The 18,033-nt window shown below is 67.6% G+C and carries 18 protein-coding genes; 8 read left to right on the top strand and 10 right to left on the bottom strand.

The window, feature by feature from the left end:
* Positions 1–9 precede the first annotated feature (9 nt).
* Positions 10–1,350 (bottom strand): WD40 repeat domain-containing protein, encoded by a 1,341-nt coding sequence (locus FHX80_RS32875; protein ID WP_145768094.1) that lies wholly within the window; start codon positions 1,348–1,350, stop codon positions 10–12.
* A gap of 763 nt (positions 1,351–2,113) precedes the next feature.
* On the opposite strand from FHX80_RS32875, the gene FHX80_RS32870 reads away from it, so the two are divergent.
* Positions 2,114–3,220: a hypothetical protein gene (locus FHX80_RS32870; RefSeq protein ID WP_145768093.1), complete on the top strand. Its 1,107-nt coding sequence runs from the start codon at positions 2,114–2,116 to the stop codon at positions 3,218–3,220.
* Positions 3,221–3,650: 430 nt separating this feature from the next.
* Entirely contained in the window at positions 3,651–3,899 is a 249-nt protein-coding gene (locus FHX80_RS32865; protein WP_145768092.1) for a hypothetical protein, read from the top strand.
* Here FHX80_RS32865 and FHX80_RS32860 read toward each other — a convergent pair.
* A complete protein-coding gene (locus FHX80_RS32860) occupies positions 3,896–4,180 on the bottom strand; it encodes a hypothetical protein (RefSeq protein ID WP_145768091.1) in 285 nt (94 codons plus the stop codon). The genes FHX80_RS32865 and FHX80_RS32860 overlap by 4 nt on opposite strands.
* 1,004 nt (positions 4,181–5,184) lie before the next feature.
* Between FHX80_RS32860 and FHX80_RS34995 the strand changes: the two genes are divergently transcribed.
* Positions 5,185–5,349: a hypothetical protein gene (locus tag FHX80_RS34995; protein WP_167523801.1), complete on the top strand. Its 165-nt coding sequence runs from the start codon at positions 5,185–5,187 to the stop codon at positions 5,347–5,349.
* A 207-nt stretch (positions 5,350–5,556) separates the two neighbouring features.
* Here the strand turns inward: FHX80_RS34995 and FHX80_RS34990 are convergent, their stop codons facing one another.
* The 3 genes from FHX80_RS34990 to mobF all read right to left on the bottom strand — a co-directional run bounded on the left by FHX80_RS34990 (position 5,557) and on the right by mobF (position 9,043).
* Positions 5,557–5,862 (bottom strand): hypothetical protein, encoded by a 306-nt coding sequence (locus FHX80_RS34990; RefSeq protein WP_167523800.1) that lies wholly within the window; start codon positions 5,860–5,862, stop codon positions 5,557–5,559.
* A gap of 439 nt (positions 5,863–6,301) precedes the next feature.
* A complete protein-coding gene (locus FHX80_RS32850; RefSeq protein ID WP_145768089.1) occupies positions 6,302–6,799 on the bottom strand; it encodes a hypothetical protein in 498 nt (165 codons plus the stop codon).
* A 273-nt stretch (positions 6,800–7,072) separates the two neighbouring features.
* On the bottom strand, positions 7,073–9,043 hold the full coding sequence (gene mobF / locus FHX80_RS32845) for a MobF family relaxase (RefSeq protein WP_145768088.1): 1,971 nt from the start codon (positions 9,041–9,043) through the stop codon (positions 7,073–7,075).
* Positions 9,044–9,324: 281 nt separating this feature from the next.
* On the opposite strand from mobF, the gene FHX80_RS32840 reads away from it, so the two are divergent.
* The gene (locus FHX80_RS32840) at positions 9,325–9,573 is read left to right on the top strand and encodes a hypothetical protein (RefSeq protein ID WP_145768087.1); all 249 of its coding nucleotides are present in this window, start codon (positions 9,325–9,327) and stop codon (positions 9,571–9,573) included.
* 79 nt (positions 9,574–9,652) lie between these two features.
* Here the strand turns inward: FHX80_RS32840 and FHX80_RS32835 are convergent, their stop codons facing one another.
* Positions 9,653–10,354, bottom strand: coding sequence for a helix-turn-helix domain-containing protein (locus tag FHX80_RS32835; RefSeq protein ID WP_145768086.1), 702 nt, complete (start codon positions 10,352–10,354; stop codon positions 9,653–9,655).
* A gap of 599 nt (positions 10,355–10,953) precedes the next feature.
* On the opposite strand from FHX80_RS32835, the gene FHX80_RS32830 reads away from it, so the two are divergent.
* The 4 genes from FHX80_RS32830 (at position 10,954) to istB (ending at position 14,174) form a co-directional block, all read left to right on the top strand.
* On the top strand, positions 10,954–11,301 hold the full coding sequence (locus tag FHX80_RS32830) for a hypothetical protein (RefSeq protein ID WP_145768085.1): 348 nt from the start codon (positions 10,954–10,956) through the stop codon (positions 11,299–11,301).
* A 100-nt stretch (positions 11,302–11,401) separates the two neighbouring features.
* Positions 11,402–11,629 (top strand): DUF6233 domain-containing protein, encoded by a 228-nt coding sequence (locus FHX80_RS32825; RefSeq protein ID WP_145768084.1) that lies wholly within the window; start codon positions 11,402–11,404, stop codon positions 11,627–11,629.
* A 116-nt stretch (positions 11,630–11,745) separates the two neighbouring features.
* On the top strand, positions 11,746–13,380 hold the full coding sequence (gene istA, locus FHX80_RS32820) for an IS21 family transposase (protein WP_167523810.1): 1,635 nt from the start codon (positions 11,746–11,748) through the stop codon (positions 13,378–13,380).
* Positions 13,377–14,174, top strand: a complete 798-nt coding sequence (istB, locus tag FHX80_RS32815) for an IS21-like element helper ATPase IstB (protein WP_145768082.1) — start codon at positions 13,377–13,379, stop codon at positions 14,172–14,174. The genes istA and istB overlap by 4 nt, the downstream gene beginning before the upstream one ends.
* 82 nt (positions 14,175–14,256) lie before the next feature.
* Here the strand turns inward: istB and FHX80_RS32810 are convergent, their stop codons facing one another.
* The 4 genes from FHX80_RS32810 to FHX80_RS34985 all read right to left on the bottom strand — a co-directional run bounded on the left by FHX80_RS32810 (position 14,257) and on the right by FHX80_RS34985 (position 17,271).
* Positions 14,257–14,553, bottom strand: coding sequence for a hypothetical protein (locus tag FHX80_RS32810; RefSeq protein ID WP_244318737.1), 297 nt, complete (start codon positions 14,551–14,553; stop codon positions 14,257–14,259).
* A 43-nt stretch (positions 14,554–14,596) separates the two neighbouring features.
* The gene (gene uppS / locus FHX80_RS32805) at positions 14,597–15,331 is read right to left on the bottom strand and encodes a polyprenyl diphosphate synthase (protein ID WP_167523799.1); all 735 of its coding nucleotides are present in this window, start codon (positions 15,329–15,331) and stop codon (positions 14,597–14,599) included.
* Complete coding sequence (locus tag FHX80_RS32800; RefSeq protein WP_145768080.1) at positions 15,328–16,419, bottom strand: polyprenyl synthetase family protein; 1,092 nt, start codon at positions 16,417–16,419, stop codon at positions 15,328–15,330. The genes uppS and FHX80_RS32800 overlap by 4 nt, the downstream gene beginning before the upstream one ends.
* Before the next feature lie 141 nt (positions 16,420–16,560).
* Positions 16,561–17,271, bottom strand: coding sequence for an SDR family oxidoreductase (locus tag FHX80_RS34985; RefSeq protein WP_167523798.1), 711 nt, complete (start codon positions 17,269–17,271; stop codon positions 16,561–16,563).
* Between the last annotated feature and the right edge of the window lie 762 nt (positions 17,272–18,033).

Genomic DNA, 18,033 nt, shown 5'->3' with positions numbered 1-18,033 from the left:
CCGCATCGGTCAGGCCGCCGGTGCAGGGAGCACTCGAAGACGCAGCAACCCATCGTGTCCGCCGGTTACGTACAGTCGGCTGTCGGACGAGAACGCAGCAGCGTCGACGGTACCCTGATGGCCTGCCAAGGGGGCTCCGAGCTCTTTCCACTCGTTGGTGTCCCAGAGGCGGACCACGTGGTTTGTCGCCTCTTCCTCGTTGTGGTGACCGGTGACAGCGGCAAGCACTCGTCCATCGGGTGAGAAGGCCATGCGTAGAACCTGCTCGTCCTCGCATTCAAGGGGCTCGTGGATCATTTCGGCACGAGCGACGTTCCACAGCTGAATGTCCTGCCCGGCAGTGGCCAGGAGCTCTCCGTCGGGTGAAAAGCAGAGTGCCGTGACATCATCCGCATGCCCCCGCAATGGACCACCGAGCTTCGTCTGCTGGGCAAGATCCCAGAGGTAGGCGACGCCGGCTTCGTGGCCTGTGGCCAGCACTCCCGCTGAGGACAGCGCCGGCGCAGCGGCCAGACTGCCGGAAAAGGGCTTGCCGATCTTCAAGGGGTTGGCCACGTCCGCGAGGTCCCACAAACGCACCGTCTTGCCTACGGTCACTAGAAGGGCACCGTCGGCAGAGAAGAGAACGGTGGAAGCGCCGCCGACGTGGCCATCGAGCTCAGCCACGGGCGTCCGGCTGGCGACGTTCCATAGACGAACAGTTCCATCGTCGCTTCCTGTGGCGAGGAGAGCCTGGTCCGGAGAGAAGGCCACGCTGACGACCGGGCCTGTATGCCCGAACAACGGGGATCCCGACCTTCGTCGGGCGACCGTCTCCCAGAGCTGCGCGATCTTGGGACCATGGCCGGTCGCAATGAGCGAACCATCCGGTGAGAATGCCACAGCCCATACGCCACCAGTGTCCTCAGCCAGAGGAAGCAGCTGTACGTATTCACCCGCGCGTACAGCACCGAGGAGGACACGCTCGGCCAGACCGCCAGCAGTCGGCGACTGCTGCGGTGCGAGGTGCGCCGGGACGCCCCTCCCAAGCTTTTCATCTTCCTTCAGGCACTGCAGCTGCTGCCAGCGAGACCTCCAGACCTTGATTTCCCCGTGCTGCAGGGAGGCGAGCTTCCCGGTGTTGTAGGTGAGCAGCACCCGCACCAAGGTCAGGTAGTAGTCGCAGCCGGGAAGCTTACGTCCGTTCAACACTGCGTTGACCATCGAGGCGCCAAGGTTGCCGCGACCGGCCCTGCTCACGATCTGCTTCAGCGTTGGGCGACCGTGTGCTGCTCGAAGCGTGCGCAGTTCTGCAGCCGCTGCCTCAAGCTCTTCCTGAAAACGGGCGCCACGAACCAGCACAGCACTCATCTCTGCCCCCACAACCAGCCTTGAAGACCACCAAAACACCAGGCTAGGCGCTCAAGCGCGCAGTCAACTGGAAAACAGTGAAGGTCTACGCACACCAGCGGAAATCGGTGTAGGGCGTGGTTCCCTGCGGCAGTCCGACGGGTTTTTCGCCCAGTGGAGGAAGAAGCCGCCCGGTGGGCTGAACTCTCCGTGAGCGCACCGCCTACGGCAGCGACTCACCAATCAAAGAAGGCAGACAACACACACGGAGGAACAGTTCATGCCCAGTGACGACCAGGACGACCGCCCGCGCTCGAACTCCCCTGCTGCGAAACGCAGGCGCCGGCTCCGGCGCCTGGGCAGCGAAGCCAGTCTCTACATAGTTCGGGGCGCAGCGAGTGCAGTCGGCGGCTTCCTTGTCACCTGGGCCACCGTCTGGGTCCAGAACCGCGCGTGAGCTGCTTGGGACGTGCCAATGCCACGGTGCCGGCCGGTGAGAGAAGGCGGAGGATGTCCTGCTGGAACTCGAGCTCGCGTGGGCGCCGCGTATCTCCCTCAGCCATTGAGGCAGCCAGTCCGGGGGCGGACAGCCCCGCTGCGCGTCCGGCCACGTCCGGCGCAGGCCGCAGCCACAGGCCCGACGGCTTGTCCCGCCCGGCATCGCGCGAACAACACCAGCTGCCTTGGTAAGGCGACAGCCCTGGCAACCCTCCAGGAGGCGCACACCAGGACCGGATGCGTGGGAAGATCCTCCGTCAAGATTCACTCGCCCTGAAGGATCCCCATGGATGAGCAATTTCTCGACGATGCGTCGATTCACGAACTTGAGGAGATACCGCAGTCAGTGGATCAGCGCTTGGTCGAGCATAACGGGTCCTACTACCAGGTACGCCAAGCGGAGCTCACAGGAGATGTGCACTTCCCACCCGTCAGGAACGGTCTGGACTACTTGGTCAGCGTGGCAGAGCACCTAGCGATTAGAGGGGAACCAAGTGCAAGAGCCATGAAATACGCCGTGCTGCACCTGGCTGCGGGCGCCGAAGTGCTTCTGAAGGCGCGTCTGCAGATGGTGCACTGGTCTCTGGTGTTCGCCAACCCCGGGGACGCTACGCGAGAAGCGCTCGAGAACGGAACGCTGAACAGTTGCTCTCCGGAAGAGACACGTAAGCGCCTGACTAACATGGCGGATATCAAGTTCAGCCAGAGTGAAAAGGATGCCCTCTCCGAACTGGCGAAACGCCGCAACGCCCTGCAGCACTACGGCCTGGTCGGTGAGAACGCCAAAGCTGGCAAGGTGGAGAGCACCACTGCCCAAGTGCTGAACTTCCTTATTAATTTCGTTAATGAGCACATTTTGGAGCGCATCAAGGATGCGGACGAACGACACCACGCGGAGATCGACATGGAGCGGATCCGCGGAGGGGTCCGTACGATCCAGGGCTATGTAGCAGAGCGCATGAAGGACCTCGCTCCGGTGCTGGGCCCGGTCAGAGCGCTTACTCTCCAATGCCCGCAGTGCCGTCAGTTCGCCCTCACTCCCACAATGATCAAAGGTGTGCCCGAGTGGTGCCAGTCAGACGCCCACCTCTCCCCCATGTACTGTCACCTCTGCGTGGAGGGCTATGGCGCTCCGGGCCTTGCGCTGGGTTACGCCGTACACGTTCTCGACCGTGCCGCTCCTGATGCCTCGTACGACGGCGACGCCCCGGACCGGTGTCCCGTCTGCGCGGTGAGCAGCCTGGTGCGAGGGGCCGGGACCGCTGCCGCTCCAGAGACGCCTATCGACTACTGCTTCCATTGCGCAGACGTGGTCGATGGGCTGCAAGAGTGCCAGCGCTGTGGCTTCATATACACCACTGAGCAGGGTCATCGGTGCCGACTCGGTAACTGAATACCTCGCGCATGAGGACGTCGTCCGCCGGGATGAGCAGCGGGGCCAAGCAGGGCAAATCCTGCTCGGGCCCCGCTGTCGTCGGGCCAGCCGATACTGGCTTTCGACCCGCTATACGGTTTCCGACAGAACGAAGGTCCGGACCAGAGACGTCCGGGCCTTCGTCCTGTCACTGCCCCGCCCGCCATGTCGAACTCACGCCGAAGGCCGTACCGATGACCAGCCACCAGGCGGCAGGGGCAACGAACATGCCGACCACCGCTACGCTGGATACGACACCAACGCCACCCTTGGGCCAGGCTGAAGCCTCACAGGGACGCTCTCACGCAGAGCCGCAGCAGGACCGCCGACCGCGCGGCGCACTTCCCCGCGGACGACACCGCGCAGGTGCCCGCCGTCCCTGCTCCCCCTGCTCTCTAGGAGAATCCCGATGACTCGGGAACCGCACTCCCCCGCGTCCGCACGCCTTGGTCCGCCCAGCACACCCGAACCGGGCCCTGGCGGGAAGCCAGCGCTTCTGTCGCAGCGCACCGCGCTGATCCTCTTCATCGCCGTCGTGATCGGTGTCGGCGCTGGCGTGCTGACTTTCTTCGCCGAAAGGTCCTACCCCAAGGCGGCTCTCGCCGGTCTCCTCACCACCGGGGGCTGCGTGGTGGGGCTGAACAGCCTGATCGACTAGCCGGCGGGTCGGGCAGGACCTCCCTGCCCGACCCCGCATTCTCTCGGACGTTTTGGCGCTGGAGAGGCGGCTTCCAGTCCCTTGAGGGTCAGGTTCCGCAGCGCCTCCCCCGTGTCGGTGGAGCCGCTGTTCTCGGACAGGCCGTGCTTGCGCATGTCGGAGAGCGCGCCGGTGTGCGAGGCGGTGCGGGCCTGCTTCCGTTTCGACGGGGTCTCCTTGTCGGCGTGCCGGTGGGTCAGGTGCGGTGCGCCGATCCGCTGGATCTGATCGGCTGTAGCCACCTTCAGCGCTCCGAGCACTGCGCAGCACGTCGCCGCGGTAGCTGTTCGTCGACCCCGCCGGGTTGGTCTTCCGCTTCCCCGCCATCAGCTCTGCTCCTTCGTCACTCGCGGTCGGCTGCCGGCTGAGTTCCGACCGCGCCCGGTCTGGGAGGGCGTGCGGGCCCCCCGGAACCCGATGATCTCCTCCACTACAGACATATGAGGAGAGAAGAGGGTTGTGACGGTGCGGAAATCGCGCCGATTCACGGTCTGAGCAGGGGTTTTCCCTCGCCTCGGGAGGTCGGGCACCAAAGGGGGTTCCCAAGGGCCCTCCGCAGTGGGGCACGCAGGAGCCTGCCGCGGCTTGCCCGCCACGAACTGGCTTCTGGGCTTGACCGGCTTGTGGCCTGCCTGTCCCCGGCCCTTGAGTGGGTGGTCGTCATCGTCTTCTCTCCTTCGCTGCCCCGGCCGGGGCCTCCGGTCCGAAGGAGCAGCGTGCAGGGAGACCCCTTGTCCGCTGTCTCACGGCGGCCGATAGCCGGGGTGGTCAAGGAGAAACGTGGCACTCGCGGCAGTGCGGCCGACCTGGACAAGGGGTCGGCGGCCGGGTTCGCCATCCGAGTCGGCAGGTGGACAAAGGGTCCAGTTTTGCCCCTTGCAGTCTCGTTCGTCCGATCTCGCGGGGCGGGGAAGAAATCCCTGGCCACTGTCCACAGGGCGATCGTCCGAGGCTGCTGGGAGTCGTCGCGATCCGCGCGGCGACCACCCGGTTGAGGAGACCTCATGCCGTACCTGATCCCGTCCCGTACCCCGCTCACCGCGGAGGAAGTCGACCTCGCTTTCGACTACCTCCTCGCTCTGCAGATGGGCGGCGGGAACTACGTCTCCGGCCGCACGTCGGCCACTCCAGAGCTGGCCTTCCTGTTGCTGCGGCTCGCCGAGAACATCGTCTTCCCCGTCACGGGGGTCCTGGGCGACGGGGAGCCGCACGCGACTCCTTCGCCCTGGACGAGGTCGGGTGCATCTTGCTGTCCGCCCTGCGGGACTGGACGCGTGACTCCCCCACTACGGCCGTGCTGGGCATCGCCCGCAGCATCATCCGCTTCGTCGAGAACGTCATCCCTGACCCTGACGACCACGGAGACACCGCCGCCACCTTGGAGACCATGCGCGACGAACACCTGGAGTGAGCCCGCACCGTGCAGTCCCTGACCGCGCGCCCGTAGCCACGCGCACAAGGCGCACTGGGTGCGGTGGAGTGGGCCAGGTTGGCTCTGTAAGCGACACGGCCACCCGCTCGACCGCACCCGCGTCAGCCACCTTGCCCGGCTCGACCTCTCCCTCGCCGCATGACCGAATAGGCGAGCAGGATCGCCACCAGCCGCAAACCGGGTGATCTACTGCGCCCAGTCCCAGGCGGTGGCGCGAGGCTGGGCTCCGATCTCGGACATGAACGAGTCGGTGCCGTCCGGCGGAACTGGGTTCTGCTTGAAAGCCAGCTCGGGCGCGCACACCTGCCAGTACAGGGTCCGGGTCCCGTATGGGGCGATGCCCGCGTCCTGCGTGAGCGTCTTGACCGGGCCGTCCAGGTCGTCGGGGTACTCGCCGTCGGCGTGCTTGGGCGTGTACGAGGTCTGGAACTTCTGGGTGATGGAGATGACTGCGGTGTCAGAGCGGTTCTCGTAGACGCTCATGACGTTCACGCACTTGTTCGTCGCGTCGCCGTCGTGCCACTCGGTCAGGGCGACCGATCCCTGCGGAGTGTGGGCCGGGGCTGGCGCGGGTGCCGAGGAGAAGACGGCCGGTGTGGGGGTGGCCGAAGTTCGGCTGGCTACAGGCGTTGGTGTCGTTTTGGGGGTGGGCGCGATGGTCCGGGTGACCGTGACCGTGGGGGCTGCCGCAGCGGGCTGCGGGGCCCGGCCGCTACAACCGGCGGCAAGAAGTGCGGCCGCGCAGGTGGCTATGACAGGAAGGAACCGGCGGGTCATGTCTGCCTTTCACGTTCAGCGAGATGACTGCGGCAGGCTCTGCTCGGCCGGTCTCTGTGGGGGACGAAAGCGGGGGTCGCGACCTGATATTTCGGTACGACGCGGATCATAGCGACGGGCACAGCTACTCGAACCCACCAGGCGCAAACGCCCCCTAGAGTTCGGATGGGAGCTCGGGAGGGTTGGGAAGCCCGGCAAGCGTGGCGGCCTCGTCCCCATTCAGATGCCCCCGGCTCCCAAGAGGTCCGGCGACGTTCAGCACGCACTCCCAGTGCGCGACCAGCAGAGCCTCTGCGGCGGGCCGGTACTGCCAGAACCACTGCCGGTACCCGTCATCCGGGATCCCCGGGGAGTGCTGCCGCAGGACGCCGATGGCCTTGCCGGTGTCATCCACCGCCCCGCGTTCGACCGCCCATGCTCTGGCTGGCGTGAACAGTCCGGAGTTTCGCAGCCAGCGCTGGTGCGCCAGCTCACCGGCGGCCAGCATCGTCAGGTAGCTCTCCGGATGGACAGCCATCGGGCCGGTGTGTGTGACACCGGAGACCCCGTGGACCGGGCCGCACGGGAACAGCGCTTCCTCGGACGTCAGACCGACGTCGATCACATGAGTACCCCCGACGAGAGCGGCCACGAGGTGCCCCGCCTCGTGCACGGCAACCCCCTGGCGGTCCGTCTCCAGCGGCAGTCCCAGGACGTGGTTTGCACAGCACCACACGGAAGGCGCGGGATGGAAGGAGTGGACGGGGCTACCGTCCGGCGCGTCGGCAAGATACCCGGCATGCATCACGGCGCCAGTCTGCCAGCGGCTGGTGACAGCGTTCTTACCGGCGCGTGACCCGGGGGCCGCCGGTGCTCCACTCGGTGGAGTGGCTGCCGGGCATCGTCGATGCACACCACCGAGTGGGTGCACGACATCAAAGTGCGCTCAGTGGCCGGCCTCCCGGCCCCGGTGCGGTCCGAGCTCCGGCCGGCGGTGCGCCTGCTGGTCGTCCTCGCGTACCGGGCGCACCGCGTCAACGTCGTCCTGTTCGGTGTAGCGGGTCGCACGGGTGCGGGAGTCGTCGGCCGCCTTGGTGAACGTGTCCTGGAGGTGGCGCAACCGCTCGGCAGTGAGATCGAGGGCTTCCACGTCCGTGCGGGACTCCCTCAAGGCCCGCAGCGCCGTCATGTCGATCGCCTCCCGAGGTCCGGCCTCCGGCTCCTGGTCGTCGTCCTCGGGGTCGACGGCCTCGGGCGCGAGCAGCTGCTCGGGCATCGCCGCCTGTTGGTGCGCGACGACGTCGTACGCCGGGCCCCGCACGACGGAGGCGCGCAGCTTCTCCCGTACGGCCGCACCGGCGAGAACGGCACGGTCGTAGCTCAGCGGGACACGGGGTATCTCCCGCTCCCCCACCGCCTGACCCGGTGGCCGGGGAGTGGCCAAGGACAACGAGGCCGGTGTGCCCGGCGGCGGCAGTCGGTCCGGGTCGGGGACAGCGGCAGGCGGGCGCCGGGCGGTTACGAGATCGGACAGCGCCCACCGGGCGGTGTAGAGCCGGTAGTCCGCCAGCAGGCCGCGGGTGGACTTCGGCTCGCTGATGTCCACGCAGTACGTGGAGATGGCGGCGCGCACGATGCCCTCGTCCAGGCCCGGGTCGCGGCGGCGGCCGCGCAGGACCAGAGCGAGGTGGCGGCGAGATTCGGCGAGCAGGTGCCGGCGGTGAAACCGGCCGCCGCCGTTCATCACGAACACCACCGCGGCGACATCGACGGCCGCCAGGGCGACGTCGACCACGGCGGCGACCCGGGCCCGGATCCGGGCGGCTGCGGCGCGGGCGCGCTCGAGGAGCGAGTTGATGACGCCGGCGGCCACCTTCGAGGTGTCGATCGCGCTCTGCTTCCAATCAGCGCGCAGCTGCGCGAGAGAGCGGGCCTTCTTCTGCTTGGGCGGCCGGGTCTTGTGAGCGGCGATCCGCATCAGTTCCACCCGGGCCCGCTCGGAGACCGCGGGCAGGTACTTCAGCTCGCCCTCGTCGTCGACGGCGGTGACGTACTCGTGCTCCAGGTCCGCCAGGCAGGCGGCGATCTGCTCCCCGCGGCTGGCGGTCCAGCGGATCAGCTCGTGGGGCACGCCCGCGATGTCCATGACCGGACGCCGCCCGGTGCTCACCACGCGCGGCTCGGTCGCCAGGCCCAACTCCTCACAGACCTCAGCAGCCACGATCTCGTTGTAGAGCGCTGACGCGGCGACCGTGTTCTCGAAAACGACCTCCGAGTGGATCGACCCCCACTTCCCGTCCAGGCGCTGCCCCTTCACCGACAGCAGCACATGGTCGTGAAGCAGCGGCATCCCGGAGCGTGCCTCGTAGTGGCGGAAGCGGGCGGCGACCAGACCGCCGGGCGGCCGGACCTTGTAGATGCCGTCCTTGCCGTACCGGATCACCGCCGACTCGTCCTCAATCCACTCCAGCACCCGCTCAATCGCCCGCTCGTGCGCGGCCTCGATCACCCGCCGGGTCTCCTCATCACCCAGCGCCCACAGCAGGTAGATCGTCGGCTGCGGCCGGAACACGAAATCGAACCCGGTAACCGTCACCCGGCGCCCCAGAGCGCCGGCCTTGAACGCCTGCTTCGGGAACTTCCCCGCGGCGAGCTCTTCGGCCTCGATCCGGTCCGCGTACGGGTGCCGGCCCCGCTCGCCGAACAGGTTCCGCAGTTGCGCCTCGGTGACTTCCTCACCCTCGCTCAGCCCGAGCGCGGCCAGGCCGCGGCCCATCCATCGACCGGCCGGGACACCGGCCCCCTCCTGAGCCTCGCGCAGCGGCGTGCGGGCCGGGCGACGGCCGTCACCGACGACGACCTGGCGCAGGTAGTAGCGGTACATCTGACCGGCTCGAATGATCGCGATATCCATCATGAAGACCACGCCACACGGCCCTGACTTGCAAGAAAAGGCCGGACAGTCGTACGTCCCGCCAGGCGGGAGCAGCGGCCGAACTTTCTTCCCAACTGGCCGTCAGGCGGGAAGCGGCCCCGGGCCGAATGCGAATGTCATCGCTCTCCGGCCGCAGGCACATCACGACCCGAACGGGACCGACAAACACCGCTGAGCATCACCACGCTCCAAGGAACGAGCACCGCCAAGGAAGCCCCCGGCGCCCGCCGGGGGCTTCGTCGTGCTGCCCGGAGGAGACCACCGTGCCCACCTTCGAGACCCTCCCCCGCTTCACCGCCGACTTCCAGCACCTCGCTCCCGCCCAGCGCCGGCTCTTCCGCCGGGTCGTGCTGGACGCCTTCGTGCCGGACTTGCGCACCGGCCGCCAGTTCCGCCCCGGGTTACGGGAAACGCGCGAGTTCGCGGATTCCTGGACGTGGCGAGAGCGGAACTCGCGCGAGACGCGCCAGTTCGGGGGGTCTCCCGCGCGGGTTCGTGCTCGTGGTGAGTAGCTGGGTCCTACCTGGAGTCGCCTCACGCAGGCGTAATGGGCTGCCTCTGCCGCAAGCCGGAGTCGGGACGCGCCCCGTCTTAGACGTGGCCGATGTTCCGCGGGCCGCGCCCAGTGACGGCCAGCTCCCGCAAAGCCAAGAGCCGAGCCTGCTCCGTTTTGTCCAGGCGCAGGGCTCTGGACAAGGCGTACAGGGTATTCGCAGACGGAGATGAGCCTTCCGTGTTGAATGCCTGGGACACCGTCGTGCGGCCAAGTTCTGTGCGCGCAGCGACCTGGGACTTGGTCAGTCCCGACCTCTCCAGAGCATCCCTGAGCATCTGCTTCAGCTCGATGTGGGAGGCCACATCGGGCACCACCTTGGACGACCCCGTGAACTCTGCCTCGCCCAGCTGGTCCTGCGGCCCGGGCAGCGGCTTCTCCATGGCGGCGTCGACGTTCCCCGGTGACGAGGCGGGCTCCGTGCCCATGAGCGCGTCCTCCACGTCGGACCGAAGCCGCAGCCACCTTCCCCTTGCCTCAGCGCTGTCCTCGTCCCACGCCGTCACCATCGCGCACAGCGTGTCCGTCGACGGTAGCCGAGTGCCGTTCAGCGCCGCGTAGATCGAGGCTCTGCTGGTCTTCCACAAGCCGTCCGGGGCGGCAATCTTGTCGATGCTGATCGCGCGGGCGCGGGAAGACGAGCCCGCCTGCGCAAGTGCCTTCCGTTTCAGGTCCAACAACTTCAACGCGAAGCCGCCCAGTGGAGTAGAAGCATCGATCGATCGTCGTCTGTTCGGCATCGAGTCCCCTCCGCAGCACACCACAAAGTCTCATGAAGTCTCACATGATCCTGCTTGATCTCAGAATCTGAACAGACTGGGACTTGGGTGCTGACATAAAAGCGGCCCGCCGGACGGCGTCCAACCAAGCCGGCGGGCCTCGGATCACCAACCTGAGAGAAGGGACCCTAATGTCCAACGGTACGTGTCCTGAACCCGCCCCGGCGGGCAAGCTGCTAGTGCTCTGCTCAGCTGTGCGCGGCGTCTTCTCGGGCGCGGCCCGCGCCGTGACTGACTGGGCCATCCGAACCTTCGTCGAGCGCTAAGCAGCTACTGGCTGGCTCCCGCTGAGGTTGGCGGGGGCCAGCCATCCTGGTCCACGGATCAGCCCCAGGTGTTCAGCGAGGAAGGCGAGCGGTCTTCTCGGGGTGGGCGGCGGTGACGTAGTGCATGGCGGTCTTCTCCGTGATCCCGAAGAGCCTCATCAGCCTGAGGGGTCGGCGGTTTCGGTTGCTTCGTTGAGGATGCGGCCGGAGTGGGGCGGGGCCGCCCGGGTGAGCGCGGGAACGGTGACCGGCGTGTCCTCGCAAACCATATTCGAACAGTCGTACTATTCAGGTGTGCCCACGTACGACTTCCCCCAGGACCTGCGCGACGCCCAGCTCGCCCTCCACCGCACCCGTGCCGCCATGGAGCAGTACGCCAAGACGCTGGCGTGGTCGGCCGAACCGATGCCCGGGTGGGAGGCGGACAAGCAGCTGCACTCCGGCTACCGCTCCGCCAAGCCCGACAGCCCTGGCTACACCGACGAGCAACGCGAACAGCTCGCGGCCTACCGGGCGCAGCTCCTGGAGCTGAGCACCGCGGTGATGACGCACCCGTACTGGGAGGGGCTGAGTGAGAACGTGGTCGCGGCCCGGATGGCGCTGCAGCACGCCCATGAGCAGCCGGCCGGTGAGGCGGGCTGACGCGATGTCCGGCGCCAGCTCTGGTGCGATATCCAGCCTTGAGAAGTGGCGGGCGACGCGCGAGTACCTCGCGTGGCAGCTGCGGTGCGCGGACCAGAGGGTGCGCGAGCTCGAGGCTGCGGAGGAGAAGGAGCGCCGGCAGGCTGAGCGGGCGCGGGCCCGGGAGTCGTGGAAGATCCAGCCGCAGCGCTCGCACGAGGCCGCGCTCCTGCACCGCGGGGACTGCTCCCTCTACAAGAGCGCCTTCGGCTTCATCAGTCACGAGGACGCCGTCATCGCCTTGGACGAAGTGGCTTTATCGAGCAGTAGTGACGTCGCTTGTCGATGAGTTTGGGAGGTGCCCATTTCCACGGATGGGTGATGTCGACGAGTTCGGGAGGCACCGGGGTTCTTGCCAGGGCAGCATCGAGGTGCTCCTGGTGAAAGGTCCTGGTCATGCCGCAAATGTCGAAGGTCGAGCTGTACGCGGCGATCCGGCGTGACCATCGCGGCGGCATGTCGATGCGGGAACTTGAGCGCAAGCACGGCGTGACCTGGCGGACGGTCCGGAAGGCGTTGGACTCGTCCTGGCCGGAGCCCCGCAAGAAGCTGCCTCCACGAGCCACCACGCTGGATCCGTACAAGCCGGTGATCGACGAGATCCTGCGGGCGGATCTGGACGCTCCGCGCAAGCAGCGGCACACGGTCACCCGCATCTTTCACCGGCTGATCGAGGAGCACGGGGCGGACGTCTCCTACGGAGTGGTGCGCTACTACGTCGCCGGCCGAAAGCCCGAAATCCTGGTCGAGTCCGGCAAGGCACCGCTGGAGGCGTTCGTCCCGCAGACCCACCTGCCCGGTCACGAAGCCGAGGTCGACTTCGGTGACGTAACTGTGCGGCTGGGCGACGAGCTGGTGACCTGCTACCTGTTCTCCTTCCGGCTGTCGTACTCGGGCAAGGCCGTCCACCGCGTGTTCGCCTCCTGCGGCCAGGAAGCCTTCTTCGAAGGCCACGTCCACGCACTGCGGACCCTGGGCGGGGTCCCGCGCACCAAGGTCCGCTACGACAACCTGAAGGCCGCCGTCGCCAGGGTGCTGGGGCAGAGCCGGGGGAGAGTCGAGGCCGACCGGTGGATCGCCTTCCGCTCGCACTTCGGCATCGAAAGCTTCTACTGCCGCCCCGGCATCGAAGGCGCCCACGAGAAGGGCGGCGTCGAAGGGATGATCGGCTACTTTCGACGCAACCACTTCGTCCCTGTCCCCGAGGTCTCCTCTCTCGCCGAGCTGAACGAGATGGTCGAGCAGTGGGACCGGCAGGACGACGCCCGGCGCATCGGCTCCAGGCCCAAGACGGTCGCGGAGTACTTCGCGCTCGAACAACCGCTGCTGATGCCGCTGCCTGAGGAACCGTTCGAGACGGGCCGGCTGTTCACCCCGCGGGTCGACCGCTACGGCCAGATCCCGGTCCGCACCAACCGTTACTCGGTTCCGATCCGGCTGATCGGCAAACGCGTGCGTGTCGTGCTGCACGCCTCTCACCTGGTGATTTACGACCAGAACGTGGAGGTGGCCCGGCACGAGCGGCTGATCGCGAAAGGCGCTGTCCGTCTGGACCTGGATCACTACCTGGAAGTCCTGGTCCGCAAGCCCGGCGCCTTCCCTGGCTCCACAGCCCTCGAACAGGCCCGCTCGGCAGGCAGGTTCACCCCGGTCCACGACGCCTGGTGGGACCAGGCCCGCAAAATCCATGGTGAGCGGGACGGCACCCGGGCTTTGATCGAAGTGCTCCTGCTGGGGCGTCACTTGCCCCATGAGCATGTCGTCGCCGGCCTGGCTGCGGCTCTGCGGGCGGGGGCGATGACTGCGGACGCGGTTGCTCTGGAAGCCCGCAAGGCTGCCCAGGCGGAGACCGAGCCCGCCCCTGCAGCGGACCGGCTGGTTCCCGCGAAGCCGTCGGCGACGGTGACGTCGCTGCACGAGTGGCGGCTCGCGCACCTTCCTGCGGACACCAGGCCGCTGCCCTCGGTGGCCCCCTATGACCAACTGCTCCGACGCCGCCGCACCAGTGGCAGCGACCACCGTGAGGGAGAAGCACAGTGACCCTGCCCCGCCAGCGAGGCTTGACCGAACAGGCCGCCGACGCCGCCATCGATAGCGCCTGTCGGCTTCTGCGGCTGCCGTCGATTCGCAACGAGTTCTCCGAAATCGCTGACCGGGCGATGAAGGACCAGATGACCTACCGGGGCTTCCTCGCTGAGCTGCTGATGACCGAGTGCGACGACCGGTCCCGCCGCCGCTCTGAGCGGCGGATCAAGGCGGCCGGTTTCCCGCGGGAGAAGTCGCTGCGGGCCTTCGACTTCGACGCGAACCCGAACATCGACGCGGCTACCATCCACACGCTGGCCAGCTGTGAGTGGATCAAGAAGAGTCAGCCGCTCTGCCTGATCGGCGATTCCGGCACGGGCAAGTCCCACATGCTCATCGCCCTTGGCACCGAGGCCGCGATGAAGGGCTACCGGGTCCGCTACACGCTCGCCACGAAGCTGGTTAACGAGCTGGTGGAGGCGGCCGACGAGAAGCAGTTGAACAAGACCATCGCCCGCTACGGCCGCGTCGACCTGCTCTGCATCGACGAGCTCGGCTACATGGAACTCGACCGCCGCGGCGCCGAACTCCTCTTCCAGGTATTGACCGAACGGGAGGAGAAGAACAGCGTCGCCATCGCCTCCAACGAGTCCTTCGGCGGCTGGACCAAGACCTTCACCGACCCCCGCCTCTGCGCGGCCATCGTCGACCGCCTCACCTTCAACGGCACCATCATCGAGACCGGCACCGACTCCTACCGCCTCGCCAGCACACGAGCCCGAGCTGAAGAGCCCGCAAAGGCCGGCTGACCTCGTGGTCCCGGATCCGGGCCACCACCCAGCGGGCGGCGGCCCGGAAGGGACACCGAGGCGGCCGTGATGAGACCGCTCATCACCGGTCGAGACCGCCGCTTTGCTCCAGGCCATCCATGAACTGCTCGTGCACTCGAAGCTCGCGGCCCCTGCCAGGACTCGTCAAGACGATGGTCTTCGCCTCCCCGAGAGCCGATGGGCCAGCCCCCAGTAGCTCGCGCGTGATCACCACCGCGTCGAGCACCTCGACCCGCCGCTCACTCAGCAGCCTCTGCACGACGGCCATCCCACCAGCACTCGTCAGCAGCGGTCGGCACTCATCCACGAGCGCCTCAAGCCGGGCCGTCCTCTCCGGATGCAGCCCTCTGATCACCATCGCAGTGCCTCCTCGCCCTCACAGATCCGCGGTCGTCCCCCGATCATGCCCCGAACGTCCTGAGCGCCGTCATTTCTCGTCCACATCTGCGGAGGCTTAGATCACCCACCGCCTCCCAAACAGGCCGACAAACGCTGCTGCTGAAAGTGAACAAAGCCAGGGTGAACCACAGCTCGGCGCCGACGCCTCCCCAGAGCAGGAAGCCGGAGCTGCGGCGTTCGCCGGAGGTGCGGATGAGGAGGTCCGGGTCGGGCTGGCCGTCGCTGATGGCGCGGCTCAGGTCCTCGATGGTGAGTTGCTTGGCGGCCTCGTCGACGGGAACGCCCTCGCGGGCCCAGCCCGTCATGAGACGGCGGACAGCGCTGGCGATCTCACGGCGTCCTCCGTAGGCGATGGCCAGGTTCACCGTCAGCGTGTCCGACACGTCGGCACTGGCCTGCTCAGCGTGTCGGACGGCTTGCGCCACACGGGCCGGAAGGGCGTCGCCTTCACCCAGATGACGGATGCGCCACCGGCCGGCCCACGACAGCTGCAGGACCGCACCGGTGATGATCTCCATCAGCGCCTCGACCTCGGCCGGGTCGCGGCGCAGGTTCTCGGTGGAGAGCATCCACAGGGTGACCATGGGTACGCCGCTCTCCTCGCACCACGACAGGACCTGTGGAATGCGGCCGAAGCCGATCCGGTGCCCGTCGGAGGGGGACAGGCCGTGTTCCTTGGCCCACCGCCGGTTGCCGTCCAGGACGATGCCGACGTGCTGCGGCCCGCCGGTGGTCACAGCAGCCGCTGGACGCCCCACACGGGCACGTCCCGGAAGAAGGCGACCGCGTCCGCTTCCGCCCAGGAGGTCCACTGCTCGGCCTCGGTGCTGGCCAGCTCGGCGAAGCGGCGCATGTCGGCGAGGAGGCTCTGGTCGACGCGGTGTGCGGTGACGATCTCCCGGACCTTGTCTACGTCCGTCTGTGTCGCGCCGGCATGGCCCAGCACCGAGGAGAGGATCTTCTGCTCGGTCTGTGAGGCGGCGAGCAGGGTGCGGCGGATCAGGTAGGTCACCCGGCCGTCGGCGACGTCGGCCGTGGCGGGCTTGCCGGTGACCTCCTCGTTCCCGAAGAGCGACAGGTAGTCGTCGCGCATCTGCCCAGATATGCCGAACGAGGTGGAGTAGCGCCGCAGAGTCGGCTCGTGCTCCTTCGGGTCCTGCTCGGCGGCCAGGAGGCCGAGCTGCAGCGGGGCGAGCGCCGAGGACCGGGCGGCCTTGAAGTCGCACACGGAGTGCAGCAGTTCCTCTTCCGGCACGCCGAGGAAGTCCCGTTCGAGGTCGAAGACCTGGCCGATGAACGTGCTCAGGGCGGCCGTGTTCTGGACTGCGGTCATCGACTGGGCCAGCCACGGGTCCAGTCCGGCTTCGGTGATCACCTGCTGGGAGAGAACGAGGGCGAGGTCGCCAGCCAGGACGGCGAGGCCCAGGGCGTGCTGGGGATGGTCGGAAAACTTGTCGCGGTAGGCGTAGTAGGTAGAGGGGCCGCCGCGGCGGGTGGCCGCGTTGTCGATGATGTCGTCGTGGATGAGCAGGTGGGCCTGCAGCAGCTCGATACTCAGGGCGGCGGTGTCCACCGCTTTTACCGTCGTCGCTCCGCCGGGCATCAGGTTCGCGGCTTCGTAGGCGAACGCGACCCGCTGCCGTTTGCCGCCACGCAGAGCCAGTTCTTCGACCATGCGCAGGCACTCGGGAGCGAAACGGCTGAGTTCGGGTACGTCGGATGACGGGTGCAGCTGTGCGAAGTACTTCTGGAAGAGGTCCTGGAAGCGGTCGCGGTGCTGTGTGATCCGGCTGCCCATCCGCCGGGTGACTTCGTCGTCGCTCATGCGCCCGTCAATGCCCTTCTGGTTGAAAGAGGGGCACCGCAGAGCGCCCGGGCGCCAGTCGACCGTGCCCGGGTGTGGCGCCACCAGAGGGGCGGGCGTTGCGATGCGCTCGCCACAGCGGTCGCCACAGCCGTCGCTGCTCTACCTGCCGACGGCCCGTACGACCAGCTCGGCTACGGCCACGCCGGCCGGCCGGGTGACGACGTAGACAATCGCATCAGCGACGACGGCGGCGTTCAGGCCCTGCCCCGGCCCGGCTCCAAGCCTTCTGGCGAGCGGTGTGTCGACGAGGCCGGGCTGGATGAGGCCCACCCGTACACCTGACGGGGCGAGTTCCCGGCGCAGCCCCTCGCTCCACGCGGTGATGGCCTGCTTCGTGGCCGCGTACACGCTGGTGACCGGGCCGCTCTGTCGCCCGGCTGTAAACCCGACGGTCACGAGGTCTGCCGTCCCGCGGTCGGACCGGGCCGCGGCGGCGAGGTACGAAAGCGCGGCGTGGGAGACGTTGAGCGTTCCGCTCAGGTTTGTGTCGATCATGCACTGCCATTGGCTCGGCGCGTCGTCGGCAAAGGAGCTGAGATGCGCTGCTCCCGCGCAGTTGATCAGCATGTCCAACCTGCCCGCCCTGTCGATGACCTGTGCGACGGCCTGTTCGGCCCCGACGGCGTCAACGAGGTCCGCACAGACGACGAAAGCATCGCCGCCGGCGCTGCGGATCTCACGGCATACCTGTTCCAAGGCCTCGGCCTGGCGGGCAAGGAGTGCCACGGTCGCCCCGTGGGCGGCCAGCCGGCACGCGGTTGCCCGCCCAATGCCACTTGATGCCCCAGTGACCAGAGCCGCAGTTCCCATGAGTTCAGCCTGCATCGGCGGCCCTTCGGTCCGATCGTTCGGGGATCCTGCCGGGCGACCGACCGTACGGGAGTCAGCCCGACGCGCGGGCTGTGGCGCGTGCATCGCCACAGGCAATCGCTGGCAGCGCCACACGCAAGGCAGGTGAACTGTTGCTCGCAGGAACACTGTGGCGCCCCCGGTCCGTCGGGGCGGCCATGGACGAAGGGAGCGCTCGATGAGGCTGACCTGCGACGCGAACCAGGTTGCCCGTAGCACCGAAGCGGCCAGCAATTGCCCCGTGGCGCTGGCCGACCACTCTGCGCCAGGCCCTCGTTGTATCGCCGTGGGGATCGATGGGCGACGGCAGCGCTCGTACGCGCTCGCAATCGCTCCACCCAGAGTGGACGCGAGCTGTACGAGGCGGGTTCGGGATGTGGCCTGCAAGCGGGACGGCCAGATGCGGGTGGAGCCGTCGAGGTCTTCACCAGCGCGCGGACGATGGACGCAGACGTCCCGCACGACGCGGCCCGGACCCAAGCCTGCCTCAGACACGCCCACTCCGCCGCCGGTCACCGCGACGAATTCAAGCGGCTTGGACTCACCGTGAGCCACGAGTACGTGGGGACTGGCTCCTGCCAGTGGATCGCTGACAGTCTGGAAGTGCTCGGCCAGACCGCGGACACATCCGGCCGCTCCGAGACCGCACACTCCCTCTACTCCCAGGCCTCGAAGTACGCGAGGAGCAGCCCTTTCGAGGAACAGCGACTGCGCCAACGGTTG

Origin of the sequence: Streptomyces brevispora, assembly GCF_007829885.1 — a bacterium.
Classification (GTDB): Bacteria; Actinomycetota; Actinomycetes; order Streptomycetales; family Streptomycetaceae; genus Streptomyces; species Streptomyces brevispora.
Note: the sequence above shows the minus strand (reverse complement) of the source record. Positions and strands in the feature narration are given on the sequence as shown.

Coding starts and splice junctions, on each gene's coding strand:
- FHX80_RS32875 (WP_145768094.1), bottom strand. CDS start 1,350: ATGAGTGCTGTGCTGGTTCGTGGCGCCCGTTTTCAGGAAGAGCTTGAG.
- FHX80_RS32870 (WP_145768093.1), top strand. CDS start 2,114: ATGGATGAGCAATTTCTCGACGATGCGTCGATTCACGAACTTGAGGAG.
- FHX80_RS32865 (WP_145768092.1), top strand. CDS start 3,651: ATGACTCGGGAACCGCACTCCCCCGCGTCCGCACGCCTTGGTCCGCCC.
- mobF (WP_145768088.1), bottom strand. CDS start 9,043: ATGATGGATATCGCGATCATTCGAGCCGGTCAGATGTACCGCTACTAC.
- FHX80_RS32835 (WP_145768086.1), bottom strand. CDS start 10,354: ATGCCGAACAGACGACGATCGATCGATGCTTCTACTCCACTGGGCGGC.
- istA (WP_167523810.1), top strand. CDS start 11,746: ATGTCGAAGGTCGAGCTGTACGCGGCGATCCGGCGTGACCATCGCGGC.
- FHX80_RS32810 (WP_244318737.1), bottom strand. CDS start 14,553: ATGGTGATCAGAGGGCTGCATCCGGAGAGGACGGCCCGGCTTGAGGCG.
- FHX80_RS32800 (WP_145768080.1), bottom strand. CDS start 16,419: ATGAGCGACGACGAAGTCACCCGGCGGATGGGCAGCCGGATCACACAG.
- FHX80_RS34985 (WP_167523798.1), bottom strand. CDS start 17,271: ATGGGAACTGCGGCTCTGGTCACTGGGGCATCAAGTGGCATTGGGCGG.